17 protein-coding genes are annotated in these 17,126 nt (G+C 69.1%); 12 read left to right on the top strand and 5 right to left on the bottom strand.

Annotated elements, in window-relative coordinates; genetic code table 11:
• Window positions 1–21: 21 nt before the first annotated feature.
• Entirely contained in the window at window positions 22–1,647 is a 1,626-nt protein-coding gene (locus GRI72_RS09710) for a hypothetical protein (RefSeq protein ID WP_160733732.1), read from the bottom strand.
• Between the two features lie 70 nt (window positions 1,648–1,717).
• Window positions 1,718–3,883, bottom strand: a complete 2,166-nt coding sequence (locus tag GRI72_RS09705; RefSeq protein ID WP_160733731.1) for a primosomal protein N' — start codon at window positions 3,881–3,883, stop codon at window positions 1,718–1,720.
• Window positions 3,884–4,033: 150 nt separating this feature from the next.
• Here GRI72_RS09705 and fsa point away from each other — a divergent pair, with 150 nt between their 5' ends.
• The 7 genes from fsa (at window position 4,034) to GRI72_RS09670 (ending at window position 11,895) form a co-directional block, all read left to right on the top strand.
• Window positions 4,034–4,687, top strand: coding sequence for a fructose-6-phosphate aldolase (gene fsa / locus GRI72_RS09700; protein ID WP_160733730.1), 654 nt, complete (start codon window positions 4,034–4,036; stop codon window positions 4,685–4,687).
• Between the two features lie 103 nt (window positions 4,688–4,790).
• Window positions 4,791–6,611, top strand: coding sequence for a cobaltochelatase subunit CobT (cobT, locus tag GRI72_RS09695; protein WP_160733729.1), 1,821 nt, complete (start codon window positions 4,791–4,793; stop codon window positions 6,609–6,611).
• A 34-nt stretch (window positions 6,612–6,645) separates the two neighbouring features.
• Window positions 6,646–7,317: a nitroreductase gene (locus tag GRI72_RS09690; protein WP_160733728.1), complete on the top strand. Its 672-nt coding sequence runs from the start codon at window positions 6,646–6,648 to the stop codon at window positions 7,315–7,317.
• A 57-nt stretch (window positions 7,318–7,374) separates the two neighbouring features.
• On the top strand, window positions 7,375–8,820 hold the full coding sequence (cysS, locus tag GRI72_RS09685; RefSeq protein WP_160733727.1) for a cysteine--tRNA ligase: 1,446 nt from the start codon (window positions 7,375–7,377) through the stop codon (window positions 8,818–8,820).
• Window positions 8,821–8,967: 147 nt separating this feature from the next.
• Window positions 8,968–9,450 (top strand): endonuclease domain-containing protein, encoded by a 483-nt coding sequence (locus tag GRI72_RS09680; RefSeq protein ID WP_237487042.1) that lies wholly within the window; start codon window positions 8,968–8,970, stop codon window positions 9,448–9,450.
• Window positions 9,447–10,385: a D-2-hydroxyacid dehydrogenase gene (locus tag GRI72_RS09675; protein WP_160733726.1), complete on the top strand. Its 939-nt coding sequence runs from the start codon at window positions 9,447–9,449 to the stop codon at window positions 10,383–10,385. Before GRI72_RS09680 ends, GRI72_RS09675 begins: the two co-directional genes overlap by 4 nt.
• A gap of 64 nt (window positions 10,386–10,449) precedes the next feature.
• Entirely contained in the window at window positions 10,450–11,895 is a 1,446-nt protein-coding gene (locus GRI72_RS09670; RefSeq protein WP_160733725.1) for an aldehyde dehydrogenase family protein, read from the top strand.
• Between the two features lie 92 nt (window positions 11,896–11,987).
• Here GRI72_RS09670 and GRI72_RS09665 read toward each other — a convergent pair whose 3' ends face one another.
• Together GRI72_RS09665 and GRI72_RS09660 are read right to left on the bottom strand one after the other, a co-directional pair.
• Window positions 11,988–12,386 (bottom strand): hypothetical protein, encoded by a 399-nt coding sequence (locus tag GRI72_RS09665; protein ID WP_337191168.1) that lies wholly within the window; start codon window positions 12,384–12,386, stop codon window positions 11,988–11,990.
• Window positions 12,376–12,573: a hypothetical protein gene (locus tag GRI72_RS09660; protein ID WP_160733724.1), complete on the bottom strand. Its 198-nt coding sequence runs from the start codon at window positions 12,571–12,573 to the stop codon at window positions 12,376–12,378. Before GRI72_RS09660 ends, GRI72_RS09665 begins: the two co-directional genes overlap by 11 nt.
• Window positions 12,574–12,697: 124 nt before the next feature.
• Here GRI72_RS09660 and GRI72_RS09655 point away from each other — a divergent pair, with 124 nt between their 5' ends.
• Complete coding sequence (locus GRI72_RS09655) at window positions 12,698–13,339, top strand: S24 family peptidase (protein WP_160733723.1); 642 nt, start codon at window positions 12,698–12,700, stop codon at window positions 13,337–13,339.
• A 172-nt stretch (window positions 13,340–13,511) separates the two neighbouring features.
• Window positions 13,512–14,153 (top strand): MBL fold metallo-hydrolase, encoded by a 642-nt coding sequence (locus tag GRI72_RS09650; RefSeq protein WP_160733968.1) that lies wholly within the window; start codon window positions 13,512–13,514, stop codon window positions 14,151–14,153.
• A gap of 51 nt (window positions 14,154–14,204) precedes the next feature.
• On the opposite strand, the gene GRI72_RS09645 is transcribed toward GRI72_RS09650, so the two are convergent.
• The gene (locus GRI72_RS09645) at window positions 14,205–14,597 is read right to left on the bottom strand and encodes an MAPEG family protein (protein ID WP_160733722.1); all 393 of its coding nucleotides are present in this window, start codon (window positions 14,595–14,597) and stop codon (window positions 14,205–14,207) included.
• A gap of 275 nt (window positions 14,598–14,872) precedes the next feature.
• On the opposite strand from GRI72_RS09645, the gene rpmF reads away from it, so the two are divergent.
• Genes rpmF through GRI72_RS09630 form a run of 3 tightly spaced genes read left to right on the top strand, consistent with a single transcriptional unit; the run spans window position 14,873 to window position 17,092 of the window.
• Entirely contained in the window at window positions 14,873–15,052 is a 180-nt protein-coding gene (gene rpmF, locus GRI72_RS09640) for a 50S ribosomal protein L32 (RefSeq protein WP_047806539.1), read from the top strand.
• A gap of 19 nt (window positions 15,053–15,071) precedes the next feature.
• A complete protein-coding gene (gene plsX, locus GRI72_RS09635; RefSeq protein WP_160733721.1) occupies window positions 15,072–16,130 on the top strand; it encodes a phosphate acyltransferase PlsX in 1,059 nt (352 codons plus the stop codon).
• Window positions 16,127–17,092 (top strand): beta-ketoacyl-ACP synthase III, encoded by a 966-nt coding sequence (locus GRI72_RS09630; RefSeq protein ID WP_160733720.1) that lies wholly within the window; start codon window positions 16,127–16,129, stop codon window positions 17,090–17,092. Before plsX ends, GRI72_RS09630 begins: the two co-directional genes overlap by 4 nt.
• Window positions 17,093–17,126: the final 34 nt, after the last annotated feature.

Genomic DNA, 17,126 nt, shown 5'->3' with positions numbered 1-17,126 from the left:
CTTCTCCTCGCGGCACGGGGTTCACGGCGCGGTCGGTTCTGTCTGCTGGCCGGTGCCGGTCTCGGCCGAAGTGCGCTCGGCGAGATGGTCTTCCAGTTCCTCCAGGAACTCCAGGGCTCCGCCCCCGCCGTGGGGGTTGTAGGCGAGAGCCTTCAGCAGGGCGATGGCCCGTGGGATCTCGTCGTGTGCAACCAGATCGTTGACATAGGCCATGCGCAGGCGGGACGATTCCGGAGCGAGCGTGAACGCCTGTCCGATCGCCGTGCGGGCGATGTCGGGCGCGGCCAGGCCGGTTTGGCGGAAGCTGTCATAGAACACGAACAACGGTTGCGGATCGCGCGGATCGGTTCGGTGCGCCTCCAGCAAGGCCTGGCGCAACGGGCTCCACGACCGGGTGGTCAGGTCGTCGGCCCGGGTAAGATCGCGCATCTGGAAGCGCACTTGTTCGACCCTTGCGCGCACATGCTGCGGGTCGGCGGCGAGCGCCTTCTCGATAGCCTGGCGGGCGGCCGCCTCGTGGACAAGCTGCTGGGGCGACGGGGCGTCGGGATCGTCGCCAACCTCTTCGCTCTCGCTTCGCTCGTCTCCGCCCTCCTTGTTCCCGTCCGCCGCGTCGACCGAGCGGGACAGCGCCAGTTCGGTCAGTGCCAGTTCGTACCAGACACCGGCATGGGCAGGCGACTCGGCGGCGAGTTCGAGCAGCTCCTCGCGCGTTCGCTCCAGGTCGGTTTCCATCAGCCGCTCCAGCCTCAGATCGACCAGGTCGCCTTCGGGACCCGACAGCGTCCGGATGTCCAGCCGTCCTTCATAGGGCAGCGGGGTCGAGGACGACCGGAAGCGCAGCGACTCGTTGACGTAGTTCTCCAGCGTCTCTTCCAGTTCGTCGAGCGAGCCGAAATTGCGCTCGGCCGCTACGCGCGGCTCCACGCCATTGGCGAAATCGCGCAAGTAGCCCTGCAACTGGCGGCCTCTTTCCGGGTCGCTCATCGCCATGTGCACGAGCATCCAGGCCCGGCCGTAGTAGAGATCCACCTCGATGCGGGTCATCCCCTCGGTCGTTCCGAACAGGAGCTGGTCCAGATCGAGGCGATGGTTGCCCAGCAGCGAACGTGCGCGGTGGTAGGCGGGCTTGCCGAGATCCCAGCGGCCCTGCTTGTCGAACTCGACGGTCGAAAAGTACTCGGCGAAGCCTTCCACGTACCAGGCGGGATAGGCGGCCGTCAGATGCCGGAACATGAAGTGGTGGGCATATTCGTGGAACAGCGTGGTCTGGCCCGACAAGGCGAACTTGGTGTTGGTCCGTTCGCGGTTGGTGACCGCAAAGCTGCCCTCGCCGCGGCTACGGTAGAAGCCGGCGATCGACGTTTCCCCCCGCCCCATCAGCCGGGCGATCTCGTCGGTCGAGCGCACCGCATAGATCGTCAGGCGGTTCTCTCCGCCGGCCGATGCGGGAAGGCGAAAGAACTGCCGTAACAGCGCATCGAACCGCTCGGTGTCCTGGGCAAAGCGTTCGAGTTCGCGCGCCGAACCGTCGGAAAAGATGACGAAGTGATCGGTATCGGCGCGGTGCCAGTCTGCCCGGGCGCCGGCGGCTGCAAGACCGGCCAGGGCCAGGGTAACGGCGATGCGCAGGCATCTTGCGAACACGACTTGTCTCCCCCCGTTGCGCGTGTTTCGTCCATCATGCCCGAAACGCATGATCGCGCAAGTCGATCGGTCAGACGAACGAATAGGGGTCGATGTCGATCGATACGCGCACGCCGCGGGGGAAGGCGAGGGCGTCCAGCCAGCTGCGGATCGTTTCCTGCAGACGCGCGCTGCGGCGGGCGTTGATCAGCAGGCGGTAGCGATAGCGGCCGCGCAGCAGCGACAGCGGGGCGGGCGCCGGGCCGTAGATTGCGATGTCGGCCAGGTCGGGGCGCGTGCCGCCGATCGCGCGGGCGGCCTCTTTCGCTTCCGCCTCGTCCTCGCTCGACACGATGATCGCGGCCCAGCGGCCGAAGGGCGGGGCGCCGGCGTGGCGCCGTGCCTCCGTCTCCGCGGCATAGAAGGCATCGCGGTCGCCGGCGGCCAGCGCCGCGATCACCGGCGCTTCGGGATGGCGGGTCTGGATCAGCACCTGGCCCGGCTTCTCCCCGCGCCCCGCGCGCCCGGCGACCTGGGCGACCTGCTGGTAGGTCCGCTCCGCCGCGCGCAAGTCGCCCCCCTCGAGCCCCAGGTCCGCATCGACCACGCCGACCAGCGTCAGCTCGGGGAAATGGAAGCCCTTGGTCACCAGCTGGGTGCCGACGATCACGTCGATCGCCCGTTCCTCGACCTGCGCGACGAATTCGGCCGCGCGTTCGGGCGAATTGAGCGTGTCGCTGGTGGCCACGGCCACGCGCGCGCCGGGCAGGATCTCGGCCACTTCGTCGGCGATCCGCTCCACCCCGGGGCCGCAGGCGACGAGGCAGTCGGGCTCCCCGCATTCGGGGCAGGTCGCGGGCGGCGCGGTCTCGTGGCCGCAATGGTGGCAGGCGAGGCGGCGGGTGAAGCGATGCTCGACCAGCCAGGCCGTGCAATTGGGGCATTCGAAGCGGAACCCGCAGTTGCGGCACAACGTCAGCGGGGCATAGCCGCGCCGGTTGAGGAACAGCAGCGACTGTTCCCCCTTGTCCAGCCGCTCGGCCAATTCCCGCGCCAGCCGCGGGGCCAGCCAGCGGCCGCGTTCGGGCGGGTCCTCGGTCAGATCCACGGTGTCGATCGCGGGCAGTTCCGCCGCGCCGAAGCGGCTGGGCAGCTCGAGCCGTTCGTAGATCCCGCTTTCGGCCATCTGCAGGCTTTCGAGCGCGGGGGTCGCGCTGGCGAGAACCACGGCCAGCCGTTCGAAATGCGCGCGCATCACCGCCACGTCGCGCGCGTTGTAGCGCACGCCGTCGTCCTGCTTGAAACTGACCTCGTGCGCTTCGTCGACCACGATCAGGCCCAGCCGGGCATAGGGCAGGAAGAGGGCGGAGCGCGCGCCGACGACGACTTGCGCCTCCCCGCTGGCGATCGCGCGCCAGGCGCGGCGGCGCTCGGTCGACTTGAGCGAGGAATGCCAGACGACCGGCGGCGCGCCGAAGCGATCCTCGAACCGGCGGAGGAAGGCCTGGGTCAGCGCGATCTCGGGCAGGAGGACGAGGACCTGCCGATCCGCGTCGAGCGCGGCGGCAACCGCTTCGAAATAGGTTTCGGTCTTGCCCGATCCGGTCACGCCGTCGAGCAGGAAGGGCGCGAAGGCCCCTTCGTTCACGGCCTCCACCAGCCGCGCCGCGACCGCGGCCTGTTCCGGGTTGAGGTCCACCGTCGCGTGACCGGGCCGGGCGCGGGGATAGGGGCGGTCGCAATCGACGGTGACCGCTTCCATCGCGCCCTGGTTGACCAGCCCGCGCAGCACGCCTTCGGAAACGCCGGCGATCTCCGCCAGCTCGCGGATCGTCGCCTGTTCGCCCTCCAGCCGCTCCATCGCGCGTTCGCGCTGCGAGGTCATGCGTTCGGGCATTCCGCCGCTCAGCCGGTACTCGGTCATCGTCGCCGGGCCGCGCAGCGCGCCGCCGCTGGAGATCACCATCCGCGCGACCGCCGACAGCGGGGCGCAGTAATAGTCGGCGGTCCATTCGATCAGGCGGCGCAGCTCGGCGCGCAGCGGGGGCACCGGGAGCACTTCGGCCAGCGGCCGCAGGCGCGCGTCGGGCACCGATTCGCCCGGCAGCCGCTCTTCCTCCCACACGATGCCGACGATCTGGCGCGGGCCGAGCGGCGCGACCACGACCGATCCCGCTTCCACCGCCATGCCTTCGGGCACGCGGTAGTCGAGCGCGCCGAGCGCGGCGTTGAAGACGAGGAGACGGACACGGTTCATCGGCCCCGCCATATGAGAGCGCGCCCCCGCGCCCGGCAAGGCGCGGGCCGAGAAATCCTGCGAATTGTGCCGCCGCGCGCGTGCGATGGCCTAGCTCCGCCGGCCTGCCTTCGTTAGAGCGGGACGGGAATCGCCAATCGGAGCCGACCCATGAAATTCTTCGCCGACACTGCCGACACTGCCGAGATCGAGGAACTGGCTGCGACCGGCCTGCTCGACGGGGTCACCACCAATCCCTCGCTGATCGCCAAGTCCGGGCGCGACTTCATGGAAGTGACGAGGGAAATCTGCGCCCTCGTGGACGGGCCGGTGAGCGCCGAGGTCGTCGCGCTCGACCACGAGACGATGATGAAAGAGGCCGAGACGCTGCGCAAGATCGCGGACAACGTCTGCATCAAGGTGCCGCTGACGATCGACGGGCTGAAGACCTGCAAGGCGCTGACGGGCGACGGCACGATGGTCAACGTCACGCTGTGCTTTTCCGCCAACCAGGCGCTGCTGGCGGCCAAGGCGGGCGCGACGTTCGTTTCCCCCTTCGTCGGCCGGCACGACGACAACGGGTTCGACGGGATGGAGCTTATCCGCGATATCCGCCTGATCTACGACAATTACCTGTTCGATACCGAGATCCTCGTCGCCTCTGTCCGCCACGCCACCCACGTGCTCGAAAGCGCGCGGATCGGGGCCGACGTGGCAACGATGCCGCCCGCGGTGATCAAGGGGCTGGTCAAGCATGTCCTGACCGACAAGGGCATCGAAGGCTTCCTGGCCGACTGGGCGAAGACCGGGCAAAAGATCGTATGATGATCTTTTGTCCGTCTCCCCGCGCAAGCGGGGACCTCGCGCCACTGGCGCTCCGCCTGTGGCCTGAGGCCCCTGCCTTCGCGGGGGCAACGAAGGGATAGCATTGGCCGACCAGACCCCCCTCGATCGTTTCAAGCGCGCGCTGACCGGCACGGCGCGCGCGCTTGCGCGCGAGAGCGAGGTGGAAGTGGCGTGGAGCGCCGATGCCCCGTCGGCATCGGGTCGCAACTTCCGCGTCCCGCTGCCGGGCCGCGACCTCCCGCCCGAACAGGCGCGCGAGGCGCGCGGCTTCGCCGACAGCTTCGCGCTCCGCCTGCGGCACCACGACAGTGCGCTCCATGCCCGCAACGCCCCGGCGGAACCGGTCGCGCGCGCCTGTTACGACATGGCGGAACAGGTCCGTTACGAGGCGCTGGGCGCCAATGGCTACGGCGGCATTCGCGAAAACCTCGACGCGGCGGTCGAGCTTCGCACCGCGGCCGACCCGATCGCGCGGGCGCAGGGGGAGAACGAGGTCCCGCTGCAGACCGCGCTCGGCCTGATCCTGCGCGAGCGGCTGACCGGGGCCCCGGTGCCCGAACGCGCGCGGGCCGGCGTGGACATGGTGCGCGAGTTCATCGAGGCGCGGGCCGAACCCGATTTCGAGGCCCTGGCGCTCTCGCTCGACGACCAGAAGGCGTTCCAGTCGCTCGCGCTCGACATGTTGCGCCACCTCGAACTCGTCCGCCCGGAGGAGAACGAGGGCGGCGAGGACGAAGAGGGCGACGACGAGGACGGCGGCGAGCAGGACGAGGACGAGAGCGAGGGCGACGAAGGCGGCGAGGCGGAGCCGCAGGCGACCCAGATCACCGGCGAGCCGGGCGAGGGCGAAACCGACGGCGAGACCGAGAGCGAGGCCGAAGCGAGCGAGGAGACGGCCGACGGCGAGGCGGCCGACGACGGGGAGGAGGGCATGTTGCCAGTCCGCCCCAACCGCCCGTGGACCGACATCCCCGGCGATTTCGAGTACAAGCATTTCACCGACCGTTTCGACGAGGTGATCGAGGCGCCTGAGCTGTGCGACGCGGAGGAGCTGGACCGGCTGCGCAGCTATCTCGACAGCCAGCTGGCCGGGTTGCAGTCGGTCGTCACCAAGCTTGCCAACCGGCTCCAGCGGCGGCTGATGGCGCAGCAGAACCGCAGCTGGGATTTCGACCAGGAAGAGGGGCTGCTCGATGCCGCGCGGCTGGCCCGCGTTGTCATCAGCCCCGGGCACTCGCTCAGCTACAAGGTCGAACGCGATACCGAGTTCAAGGACACGGTCGTCACCCTGCTGATCGACAATTCGGGCTCGATGCGCGGGCGGCCGATCTCGATCGCCGCGATCAGCGCGGACATCCTCGCGCGCACGCTGGAACGCTGCGGGGTGAAGACCGAGATCCTCGGCTTCACCACCCGCGCGTGGAAGGGCGGGCAGAGCCGCGAGGCCTGGCTGGCCGACGGCAAGCCGCCGCATCCCGGGCGGCTCAACGACTTGCGCCACATCGTCTACAAGAAGGCGGACGAGCCCTGGCGCCGTGCGCGCCGCAACCTCGGCCTGATGATGCGCGAGGGGCTGCTGAAGGAGAACATCGACGGCGAGGCGCTGCTGTGGGCGCACCAGCGCCTGCTCGGCCGGCCGGAAGACCGCCGCATCCTGATGGTGATTTCCGACGGCGCGCCGGTGGACGATTCGACCCTGAGCGTGAACAGCGCCGGCTACCTCGAAAGCCACTTGCGCCGGGTGATCGACTGGATCGAGAAGCAGTCCCCCGTCCAGCTGGCGGCGATCGGCATCGGCCACGACGTCACGCGCTACTACCGGCGCTCGGTCACGATCATGGACGTCGAGCAGCTGGGCGGCACGATCATCGAGCAACTCGCCGACTTGTTCGAGGTGGAGTGACCCGGGCGAGGGGGCCGGCAAAGGGGGGAGCCGAATGACCATGACCGAAGCCGTCCGCTCGCGCCGCTCGGTGCGTGCGTTTCTCGACAAGCCGGTCGATCGCGAGACGCTCACCCGCATTCTTGAAAAAGCGCAGCGCGCGCCGTCGGGCGGGAACACGCAGCCGTGGCACGGGATCGTGCTGACGGGCGCGCCGATGCAGCGCCTGTTCGACCGGATCGCGCGGGAGTTTCCCAAGGGGCGCGCCGCCCATGCGCCCGAGTACCACATCTATCCGCCCGGACTCGACGGCCCCTACGAAGCGCGCCGCCGCGGGGTGGGGGAGGACATGTACGGCGCGCTCGAGATCGCGCGCGAGGACAAGGCGCAGCGCCTGGCCTGGTTCGCCAACAATTTCCGCGCTTTCGGGGCGCCGGTGCTGATGCTGGTCCACACCCCGCGATACATGGGCCCGCCGCAATGGAGCGATATCGGCATGTGGCTGCAGACGATCATGCTGCTCCTGCGCGAAGAAGGGCTCGATTCCTGCGCGCAGGAAGCCTGGGCGGTCTATTCCCCGCAGATCCGCGAGGTGGTCGATATCCCCGCCGATCACACGTTCTTCTGCGGTCTTGCCGTCGGCTATCGCGACCCGGATGCGCCGGTGAACCGTTTCCCGGTCGCCCGCGCGCCGCTGGAAGAGAGCTTGCGCTGGGAAGGCTGGTAATCCCCGCCCCCCCGCTCGCGGCTTGCGCTGCGGTGACGCGACTGTATCAGGCTCGCCATGACCGAAACGCCGCTCATGCTGTTCAACTCGCTCACCCGCGAGCTTGAGGAATTCGTTCCCGTCCATCCCGGCGAGGCGCGCGTCTATTCCTGCGGGCCGACGGTCTACAATTACCCGCATATCGGCAACATGCGCGCCTATGTCTTCGCCGACGTGCTCGGCCGCACGCTCTCGTGGAAGGGTTACGACCTGACCCACGTGATCAACATCACCGATGTCGGCCACCTGACCGACGACGGCGACGCGGGCGAGGACAAGATGGAGAAGATGGCCGCGGAAAAGGCCCAGTCCATCTGGGACATCGCGAAGCACTATACCGAGGCCTACTGGGCCGACGTGAAGGCGCTCAACATCCGCGAACCTGCCAAGTGGTCGGTGGCGACCGACTATATCGACGAGATGATCGATTTCGCGAAGTCGATCGCCGACCGGCACTGCTACGAGCTCGACAGCGGGCTCTACTTCGACGTGTCGACCGTCGAGGATTATGGAAGGCTGGCCCGCGCGGTCACCGAAGAAGGCGAAGGCCGGATCGAGACGGTCGAGGGCAAGCGCAATCCGGCCGATTTCGCGATCTGGCGCAAGACGCCGCCGGGCGAAAGGCGGCAGATGGAATGGGATTCGCCGTGGGGCAGGGGCGCGCCGGGCTGGCATCTCGAATGCTCGGTCATGGGCGAAAAGCTGCTCGGCTTCCCGTTCGACATCCACACCGGCGGGATCGATCACCGCGAGATCCACCACCCGAACGAAATCGCGCAGAACCAGGCCTTCTGCGGCTGCGGCGGGCTGTCGCAGGCGACCAATTCGGGCGCGAAGATCTGGATGCACAACAACTTCCTGGTCGAGCGCAGCGGCAAGATGAGCAAGTCGTCGGGCGAGTTCCTGCGGCTGCAACTGCTGATCGACAGGGGCTACCACCCGCTCGCCTACCGGATGATGTGCCTCCAGGCGCATTACCGCAGCGAGCTGGAATTCAGCTGGGAAGGGCTGGGCGCCGCAATGACGCGCCTGAAGCGGATCGTCATGGCGGTCGAGCGGCTGAAGGATGCCGCCCCGGGCGCTCCCGACCATCCCAGGTTCGCCCCGATGCGCGAGAAATTCGCCGCCGCCATGGCCGATGACCTGAACACCCCGATCGCGCTCGTCGCGCTGGAAGAGGCGCTCGCGGTCAAGAAAGTCGATGCCGGCGCGAAGCGCGCGGTGATCGAGGAGATGGACGCGGTGCTCGGCCTCGGCCTGCTCGACCTCTCGCGCGACGACTTGCGGCTGCGGCCGCAGGGCGCGACCATCACCGAAGAGGAAATCGAGGCCGAACTGATCCGCCGCAAGGAAGCGCGCGCGGCCAAGGATTTCACGACTTCCGACGCGATCCGCGACGAACTGTCCGCGAAAGGCGTGGAGGTAATGGACGGCGATCCGCTCGGCTGGGACTGGAAGCTGTGAGGGAAGGCCCCTCCGTCAGCCGCTTGGGCGGCTGTCACCTCCCCAACGCAAGTCGTTGGGGAGGAACGATCGAGGCCGGGACCAGTCCTCCCCATCGTCTTGCGATGGGGAGGGGGACCGCTCGCGAAGCGAGTGGTGGAGGGGGCCTTGAACCGCCCCGCCAAACCCAAACGCACCGTCGCGCGCGCGAAACGCCTGCGCCGTGAAATGTCGCTGCCGGAAATACTCCTGTGGCAGCAGTTACGCGGCTCGCCGCGCGGCATTCGTTTCCGCAAGCAGCACGCCGCCGGTCCATATGCTCTCGATTTCTTCTGCGCGCGGGCCAACCTTGCGATCGAAATCGACGGCCTGGCGCACGACATGGGCGACAGGCCTGCTCGCGACGAAGATCGCGACGCTTGGCTGCGCGAGCGCCGGGTCGAAACGCTTCGCATTCCTGCCAGAGAGGTGATGACCGACGCGGTGCAGGTTGCCGAAGGAATTCTGGCCTTGGTGGAGGAACGGCTGATGGCGATGGGGAAGAAGGCCCCTCCGTCATCGCTGCGCGATGCCACCTCCCCATCGCAAGTCGATGGGGAGGACTTGAGCGCCGGTCCACCCGCAAACGAACCGAAGGAGCGAAGCCGATGACCGTTGCCGTGCTATCCGGGCTTGTCCGGCCGTTGGTGGAGGGCAAGTTGCCGGCGGGGATCGAGCCGCGCTGGTACACCTCGGTCGAGGAGCTTCACGCGCTTGCGCCCGAGGCGGAGATCGGCTGGTTCGACCTCGACGCGAAAGAGCCGATGGCCGAGGCGGTCCGGCGGGCGGAGAAGCTGCGCTGGCTCAGCTCGATCTACGCCGGGCTCGATTTCCTGCCGCTCGACCTGCTGCAGCGGCGCGGGGTCACGATCACCAATGGCGCGGGGATCAACGCGATCACGATCGCCGAATATGTCGCGATGGGGATGCTGACCATGGCCAAGGGCTACCGCGAGGTCGTGCGCGCGCAGGACCGGCGCGAATGGCTGGCCGATTCGCCGGGCAAGCGCGAACTGGCGGGCAGCCGGGCGCTGCTGCTGGGCTATGGCGCGATCGGCCGGTTGATCAGGCCACGGCTGGAAGCCTTCGGGGTCGAGGTATCGGTCGTCCGCCGTTCGGGTGGGGAAGGGGTGCTGGGCCCCGACGAATGGCGCGCGCGGCTGGGCGAGTTCGACTGGGTGATCCTGGCCGTGCCCGCGACGCCGGAAACCGACGCGATGATCGGCGCGACCGAACTCGCCGCGATGAAGGCGGATGCCGTCCTGGTGAACATCGCGCGCGGCGCGGTGGTGGACCAGGACGCGCTTGTCGCCGCGCTGGAGGAACGGCGGATCGGCGGCGCCTTCCTCGACGTGACGACGCCCGAGCCGCTGCCCGCCGATCACCCGCTGTGGCGGCTCGACAATGCCCATGTGACGATGCACCTTTCCGGGCGGGCGCAATCGAAGATGTTCGCCCGTTCGGCCGAGCGCTTCCTGGCCAATTGCCACCGGTTCGTCGCCGGCGAGCCGCTGGAGCCGATCTTCGACCCCGCGCGCGGATACTGACGGGCGGCAGGGCCGGACCTTTCGCCCGCCGGCGGGATTGTTGGGGGAGGAGGACCCGATTCCCATGCCCACGCCCACGCTCCACGAGACTTACCCGCTCTACCTGAACAACCGGCCGCAGCAGCCGAACGCCGATCTCGCCGTGACCGACAAGTACTCCGGCGAGGTCGCCTTTCGCACCGCGCTCGCCACGCCGGAGATCATCGATGCGGCGATTGCCGGGGCGGTGCGCGCGGCGGGGCCGATGGCGCGCCTCGCCGCGTTCGAGCGCCAGGCCGTGCTGCAGCACTGCGTCGATCGCTTCCGCGAACGTTTCGACGAACTCGCCCATGCCCTGTGCGTCGAAGCCGGCAAGCCGATCCGCGACAGCGAGGGCGAAGTCACCCGCCTGATCGACACGTTCCGCATCGCGGCGGAGGAAGCGGTCCGAAATTACGGCGAAGTCATGCCGCTCGACATCTCGGAGCGGGCCCGCGGCTACCAGTCGATGTGGAAACGATACCCGATCGGGCCGTGCAGCTTCATCTCGCCGTTCAACTTCCCGCTGAACCTCGCCGCGCACAAGATCGCCCCGGCCATCGCCATCGGCTGCCCTTTCGTGATGAAGCCGGCGAGCAAGACCCCGCTCGGCGCGCTGATCGTCGGCGAAGTCCTGGCCGAATGCGACATGCTGCCCGAAGGGGCGTTCTCGATCCTTCCCGCCAGCCGCGACGGGGCGGACCTGTTCACCGAGGACGAGCGGCTGAAACTGCTCAGCTTCACCGGTTCGCCCAAGGTCGGCTGGGCGCTGAAGGCGCGCGCGGGGAAGAAGAAGGTCGTGCTCGAACTCGGCGGCAATGCCGCGGTGGTGGTCGATCGCGACGCCGATCTCGACGATGCGCTGGAACGGATCGTCTTCGGCGCCTTCTACCAGTCGGGGCAGAGCTGCATCGGGGTGCAGCGTATCCTGATCCACGAGGACATCTACGGCCGCTTTCGCGACATGCTGGTAGCGAAGACCCGCACGCTCAGGGCCGGCGACCCGAAGGACCGGGAAACCTTTATCGGCCCGATGATCTCCGAGGACGAGGCCTGCCGGCTGAAAGGCTGGATCGACGAAGCGGTCGAGGGCGGCGCGCGGCTGCTGTGCGGCGGCGGGCGCGAAGGCAACATGCTGGAGGCGACCCTGCTCGAGAACGTCGATCGCGACGCGCGCGCGCTGAACGAGGAAGCCTTCGGCCCGCTCGCGATCCTGCAGCCGTTTTCCGATTTCGATGCCGCGCTGGACGAGGTGAACCGCAGCGAGTTCGGCCTCCAGGCCGGGGTCTTCACCCGCGACCTTTTCAGGATGTTCGACGCCTGGGACCGGCTGGAAGTCGGCGGGGTGATCGTCAACGACGTGCCCAGCTACCGCGTGGACAACATGCCTTACGGCGGGGTCAAGGATTCGGGCCTCGGGCGCGAGGGGATCCGCTTCGCGATCGAGGACATGAGCGAGATCCGCAACCTCGTCGTCCGGCGCGGCGGCTGATCGCGCCGGGGCCGGGACCCGGGGCTGGGCGCACGCCGGCGCGCGGGCGGGAATCCACCCGCGGGGCGCCCGGCGGCGCGGATAGAGCGTGATCATGCATCCTCCAGCAGCAGGAGCTCGCATTCCAGCGACAGGCGCGGATGCGGCAGCAGGGCGTGATCGACCCGCGTCACGCGGGCCTCGGCGACGATCTGGCCGGGAATGGCGAACTCGTGCTCGGGCAACTCGGCGATGAAATGCTCGGCCGCGGCGACCGCCCCGGCCCCGTCGAAGTCGATTTCCAGCGTGTGGCGCGCACCCTCGAAAGTGATGCTGGCCCAGGCTTTCTCCGCGTGGCGGCGGACCTGGCCCTGCTCGGCGGCCAGCGCGCGCAGCGCGGCGCGCAGGCGGTCGGCGTTCGTGCGCCGGACCGGGCGCGGGGCCGGACGCGGGGCCGGGCGCGGGGTTTCGGGCGGGCGCGATCGCCGCGGGGGATGGCGATCATGCAGCACGGCCGGTCTCCCGCGCGGCCTCGTACCCGGCCATGAAGCCGCGGATGCGCGCCTCCATGACGCCGCGCGGCTCGCGCCCGTTCCTCAGGTCGAGGACGAGGCGCGGGTCCTGCGCGGCGAGGCGGCCGAAGCTGGTGGGCGCGATGGCATGGGCGCGAAGGAACTTCTCGACGGATCGGATCAGCATGGCTCTCCCCGTGGCTGGTGTGGCGAATCGGGCGGTGTTCCCGATTCGTTCCATTTCAAATCCTACTTGTCTAGGAAAAATACATCGTCTAGGAAGGAAAAATGTCACCGGGGCGATCATCAGCATGAGCGACGCGCGCCAGCGCCTGCTGGAGCTTGCCCGCGAAGGCGGGGCGAGCCTGGCCGGCCTGTCCCACCTGATCGGCCGCAATCCCACCTACCTCCAGCAATTCGTGCGCAAGGGCAGCCCGCGCAAGCTGGAGGAACGCGACCGGCGGACCCTGGCCGAATTCTTCGGCGTACCCGAATCGGACCTCGGCGCGCCGGAGGATAAATCCTATCCGCAAGTTTCCGCGCCGGTCCGGGGCGACTGGATCGAGGTGCCGCGGCTGTCGCTCGACGCCTCGGCCGGGTCCGGGGCGCTCGGCGCGCGCGAAATCCCGTTCGACGCCTTCCGCTTCTCGCGCCGCTGGCTGCGCGAGATGGGGCTGGAAGGCGCCGATCTCACCGCGATCCGGGTCGAGGGCGATTCGATGGAGCCGCTCCTGCGCTCGGGCGACGAGATCTTCGTCGACCGGCACAAGCGCGGGGGGGAGGGGATCCACGTCGTGCGGATCGGCGACGCGCTCCACGTCAAGCGGCTCCAGGCGGCCGCGCCGGGCCGGGTCAAGCTGGTCAGCGAGAACGAGGCCTATCCCCCGATCGACCTCGCGCGCGAGGAGATCGAGGTGATCGGCCGCGTCGTGTGGAAGGGCGGGCGGGTGTGAGCCGGCCCCTCCCCGGCGACTCGCGGTGGGGAGGTGGCAGCGGCGCCAGCGGCTGCCGGAGGGGCCGGCCGCCGGGCGCCGGGCAGGATGGAACCGCGCCGACGCGCCGCTTGCAACCGGCCCTGTTCCCCGCCATCTCGCGCAGATGACCGATAGTGATACCCAGCCGCCGATGCGGGCCGCGATCATGCCCGTCACGCCCCTGCAGCAGAACTGTTCGCTGATCTGGTGCACCAGGACGATGCGCGGGGCGCTGGTCGATCCGGGCGGCGATCTCGACAAGCTCAAGGCCGGGGTGGCCAGGGCCGGGGTGACGCTGGAAAAGCTGCTGATCACGCACGGCCACCTCGATCACTGCGGGCAGGCCGGGGTCCTGGCACAGGAACTGGGCCTGCCGATCGAGGGCCCGCACGAGGAAGACCGGTTCTGGATCGCCCGGCTCGACGACGACGGGCGGCAATGGGGCATGGAGGCAAGGAGCTTCGAGCCCGACCGGTGGCTCGACGATGGCGACACGGTGACCGTGGGCGACCTCACGCTGGACGTGATTCACTGCCCCGGCCACACGCCGGGGCACGTCGTGTTCCACCACGCGCCGAGCCGCTTCGCGATCGTCGGCGATGTCCTGTTCAAGGGTTCGATCGGGCGGACCGATTTCCCGCGCGGCAACCACCAGGACCTGATCGACGCGATCACCGGCAAGCTCTGGCCGCTGGGCGACGAGGTGACCTTCATTCCCGGCCACGGCCCGACGAGCACCTTCGGCCACGAACGGCGCACCAATGCCTTCGTCGGCGACGCCGCCCTGGCCTGAGCCGCACCAGGCGGCAGGCGCCCGGCCGGGCCTGGGCGCCCCGCCGCCCGGCTAGAACTGGCGCAGCATCACGCCCACGGCGACGCCGGCCAGAAGCAGCTGGACCGCGATCGTCACCAGCACGCCGACGACGCGCCCGGCCTGGGCCTTGCCCCCGTCCATCCCGAAGCCGTGGGCGACCCGCGCGAGGATGAAGGCGCCGGCGACATAGGCCAGCCAGCCCCCGCCGATCCCCGCGATTTCCAGCACCGCGATCAGCAGCAGCGTGATCGGCACGTTCTCCGCGAAGTTGAGCTGCGCGCGCATCCGGCGTGAAAGCGGCTCGTTCCCGCCGTCGCCGATCGAGACCTTGAATGCGCGCCGCAGCGCGGCGACGCGCAGGCCCAGCCAGATATTGACGATCACCGCGGCGGCCACCGCGCTCAAGGTTACCGGAAGTATCATCGTGGCGTCTCCCCCTTCGTGTCCTGTCGCCCGGCCGGCACCCGCGGCATGGGCTGGCCCCGGCCTTGCCGCGGTGTTACGGACGCCGCGCGGGGCGGGCAACGGCCAATCGCCGGGCCGCGGCCCGCGACGCCGCTTGCAACCGCGCGAATATGCGCTATAGGGCGCGCCTTCCCGCCATGGCCGGGTCCACGATTACGCGCGCGCTTGTGCGTTGCCGGACCTTGGCCTAGAGCGGCCCGCAACACACGGATTTTACTGGAACAGGTGCCGCAATGGCTGTCCCGAAGAGAAAAGTATCGCCCCATCGCCGCGGCAACCGTCGCGCGCACGATTCGCTGAAGGTCGAGGCATTCCACGAATGCTCGAACTGCGGCGAGCTGAAGCGTCCGCACAACCTCTGCCCGCACTGCGGGCACTACAACGGCCGCGAAGTCATCGCCGTCGGCCTCTGACGGCCGGCCGGGGAACGTCATGAGCCTGCCGCGTATCGCCGTCGACGCGATGGGCGGCGACGAGGGCGTGCGCGTCATGGTCGAAGGCGCGGCGCTCGCCCGCCGCCGCCATGACCGGTTCAAGTTCCTGCTGGTGGGGGACGAGGCGCGGATCAAGGCCGCGCTCGATACCCACCCGGGGATGCGCGACGCATCCGAGATCCTGCATTGCGACGATGTCGTGGGCGGCGAGGAAAAGCCGACCCAGGCGCTTCGCCGTGCCCGCACGACCTCGATGGGCCTCGCGGTCAACGCGGTGAAGGCCGGCGATGCCGGGGCCGCGGTCAGCGCGGGCAATACCGGCGCGCTGATGGCGATGAGCAAGCTGGCCCTGCGCACCCTGCCCGGGATCGACCGCCCGGCGCTGGCCGCGCTGATGCCGACGCTGGGCGACAACGACGTGATCATGCTCGATCTCGGCGCCAATACCGAGGCCGATGCCCGCAACCTGGTCCAGTTCGCGATCATGGGCGCGGCCTATTCGCGCATCGTCACCGGGCTTGCCGAACCGCGCGTGCGCCTGCTGAACATCGGGACCGAGGAAACCAAGGGCACCGACGCGCTGCGCGTCGCCGCGGCGCAGCTCCAGGCCGCGACCGGCCTCGCCCTCTCGTTCGACGGCTTCGTGGAAAGCGACAAGATCAACCGCGGCGAAGTGGACGTGGTCGTCACCGACGGCTTTTCCGGCAATATCGCGCTGAAGGCGATCGAGGGGGCGGCGCGCTTCGTCACCGACCTGCTGCGCAGCGCGTTCACCAGCTCGCTGCGCTCGAAGATCGGCTTCCTCGTCTCGCGCCCGGCGACCGAACTGCTCAAGCACCATCTCGACCCCAACAATCACAACGGCGCGGTTTTCCTCGGCCTCAACGGGGTCGTCGTGAAAAGCCACGGCAGCGCCAATGCCGCCGGGGTGGCCAATGCCGTGACCGTGGCCGCGCGCCTGCTGGAGGACGACCTGACCAACCGCATCAGCACCGATCTCGCGGCGCTCGGCGAAGCGCGCCTGCGCACCGGCGGGCAGCCGGGGGATGCCAAGTGATCCGTTCGCAGATCAGGGGCAGCGGGTCGGCGCTTCCGCGCACGGCAGTGACCAACGCCGAACTGGCCGAGCGCGTCGATACCAGCGACGAATGGATCGTCGAGCGGACGGGCATTCGCCAGCGCTACATCGCCGAAGACGACGAGACGACGTCGTCCCTCGCGATCGAGGCTTCGCGCAAGGCGCTCGAGGCGGCGGGGATCGAGGCGAAGGATATCGACCTGATCGTGCTGGCCACCGCCACGCCCGACCAGACTTTCCCCGCCACGGCCACGATCGTCCAGCACGCGCTGGGCTGCAACGGCGGGATCGCGTTCGATGTCGGGGCGGTCTGCTCCGGCTTCCTCTACGCGCTGGCGACCGCCGATTCGATGCTGCGCAGCGGCATGGCGAAGCGCGCGCTGGTGATCGGGTCCGAAACGTTCAGCCGCATCCTCGACTGGGAAGACCGCGCGACGTGCGTCCTGTTCGGCGACGGGGCCGGCGCGATCGTGCTGGAGGCGCAGGACGTGGCCGAAGACGGTCCCGGCGTCCTCGCCTGCAAGCTCCACGCCGATGGGGAGCACAACCAGCTGCTCTACGTCGATGGCGGCCCCTCGACCACGCAGACCGTGGGCCACTTGCGGATGCGCGGGCGCGAGGTGTTCCGCCACGCGGTCGTCAACCTCGCCGCGGTGCTGGAGGAAACGCTGGCCGCGACCGGTTTCGTCCCCGCCGATATCGACTGGGTCGTGCCGCACCAGGCCAATGCCCGCATTCTCGACGCGACGGCGCGCAAGCTGGGCCTGCCGTCGGAAAAGGTGATCGTGACGGTCGATCGCCACGCGAACACCTCGGCCGCCTCGGTCCCGCTGGCGTTCGACGCCGGGGTGCGCGACGGGCGGATCAGGCCGGGCGACCTGGTGATGTTCGAGGCGATGGGCGGCGGCTTCACCTGGGGGGCCAGCCTGGTCAGGCTGTAATGCCCGACGCCGGTCGGCCAATTTCGTCGTTTGG

Origin of the sequence: Pelagerythrobacter marinus (assembly GCF_009827515.1) — a bacterium.
Taxonomy (GTDB): domain Bacteria; phylum Pseudomonadota; class Alphaproteobacteria; order Sphingomonadales; family Sphingomonadaceae; genus Pelagerythrobacter; species Pelagerythrobacter marinus.
The sequence above is the reverse complement of the archived record's forward strand: the minus strand, read 5'-3'. Positions and strand labels throughout refer to the sequence as shown.

What these genes read in the sequence shown, in the direction of transcription:
- GRI72_RS09690 (WP_160733728.1), top strand. Translation starts at nt 6,646, where the DNA reads ATGACCATGACCGAAGCCGTCCGCTCGCGCCGCTCGGTGCGTGCGTTT.
- GRI72_RS09670 (WP_160733725.1), top strand. Translation starts at nt 10,450, where the DNA reads ATGCCCACGCCCACGCTCCACGAGACTTACCCGCTCTACCTGAACAAC.
- rpmF (WP_047806539.1), top strand. Translation starts at nt 14,873, where the DNA reads ATGGCTGTCCCGAAGAGAAAAGTATCGCCCCATCGCCGCGGCAACCGT.
- GRI72_RS09660 (WP_160733724.1), bottom strand. Translation starts at nt 12,573, where the DNA reads ATGCTGATCCGATCCGTCGAGAAGTTCCTTCGCGCCCATGCCATCGCG.
- GRI72_RS09650 (WP_160733968.1), top strand. Translation starts at nt 13,512, where the DNA reads ATGCGGGCCGCGATCATGCCCGTCACGCCCCTGCAGCAGAACTGTTCG.
- GRI72_RS09705 (WP_160733731.1), bottom strand. Translation starts at nt 3,883, where the DNA reads ATGAACCGTGTCCGTCTCCTCGTCTTCAACGCCGCGCTCGGCGCGCTC.
- fsa (WP_160733730.1), top strand. Translation starts at nt 4,034, where the DNA reads ATGAAATTCTTCGCCGACACTGCCGACACTGCCGAGATCGAGGAACTG.
- cysS (WP_160733727.1), top strand. Translation starts at nt 7,375, where the DNA reads ATGACCGAAACGCCGCTCATGCTGTTCAACTCGCTCACCCGCGAGCTT.
- GRI72_RS09655 (WP_160733723.1), top strand. Translation starts at nt 12,698, where the DNA reads ATGAGCGACGCGCGCCAGCGCCTGCTGGAGCTTGCCCGCGAAGGCGGG.
- plsX (WP_160733721.1), top strand. Translation starts at nt 15,072, where the DNA reads ATGAGCCTGCCGCGTATCGCCGTCGACGCGATGGGCGGCGACGAGGGC.
- GRI72_RS09645 (WP_160733722.1), bottom strand. Translation starts at nt 14,597, where the DNA reads ATGATACTTCCGGTAACCTTGAGCGCGGTGGCCGCCGCGGTGATCGTC.
- GRI72_RS09675 (WP_160733726.1), top strand. Translation starts at nt 9,447, where the DNA reads ATGACCGTTGCCGTGCTATCCGGGCTTGTCCGGCCGTTGGTGGAGGGC.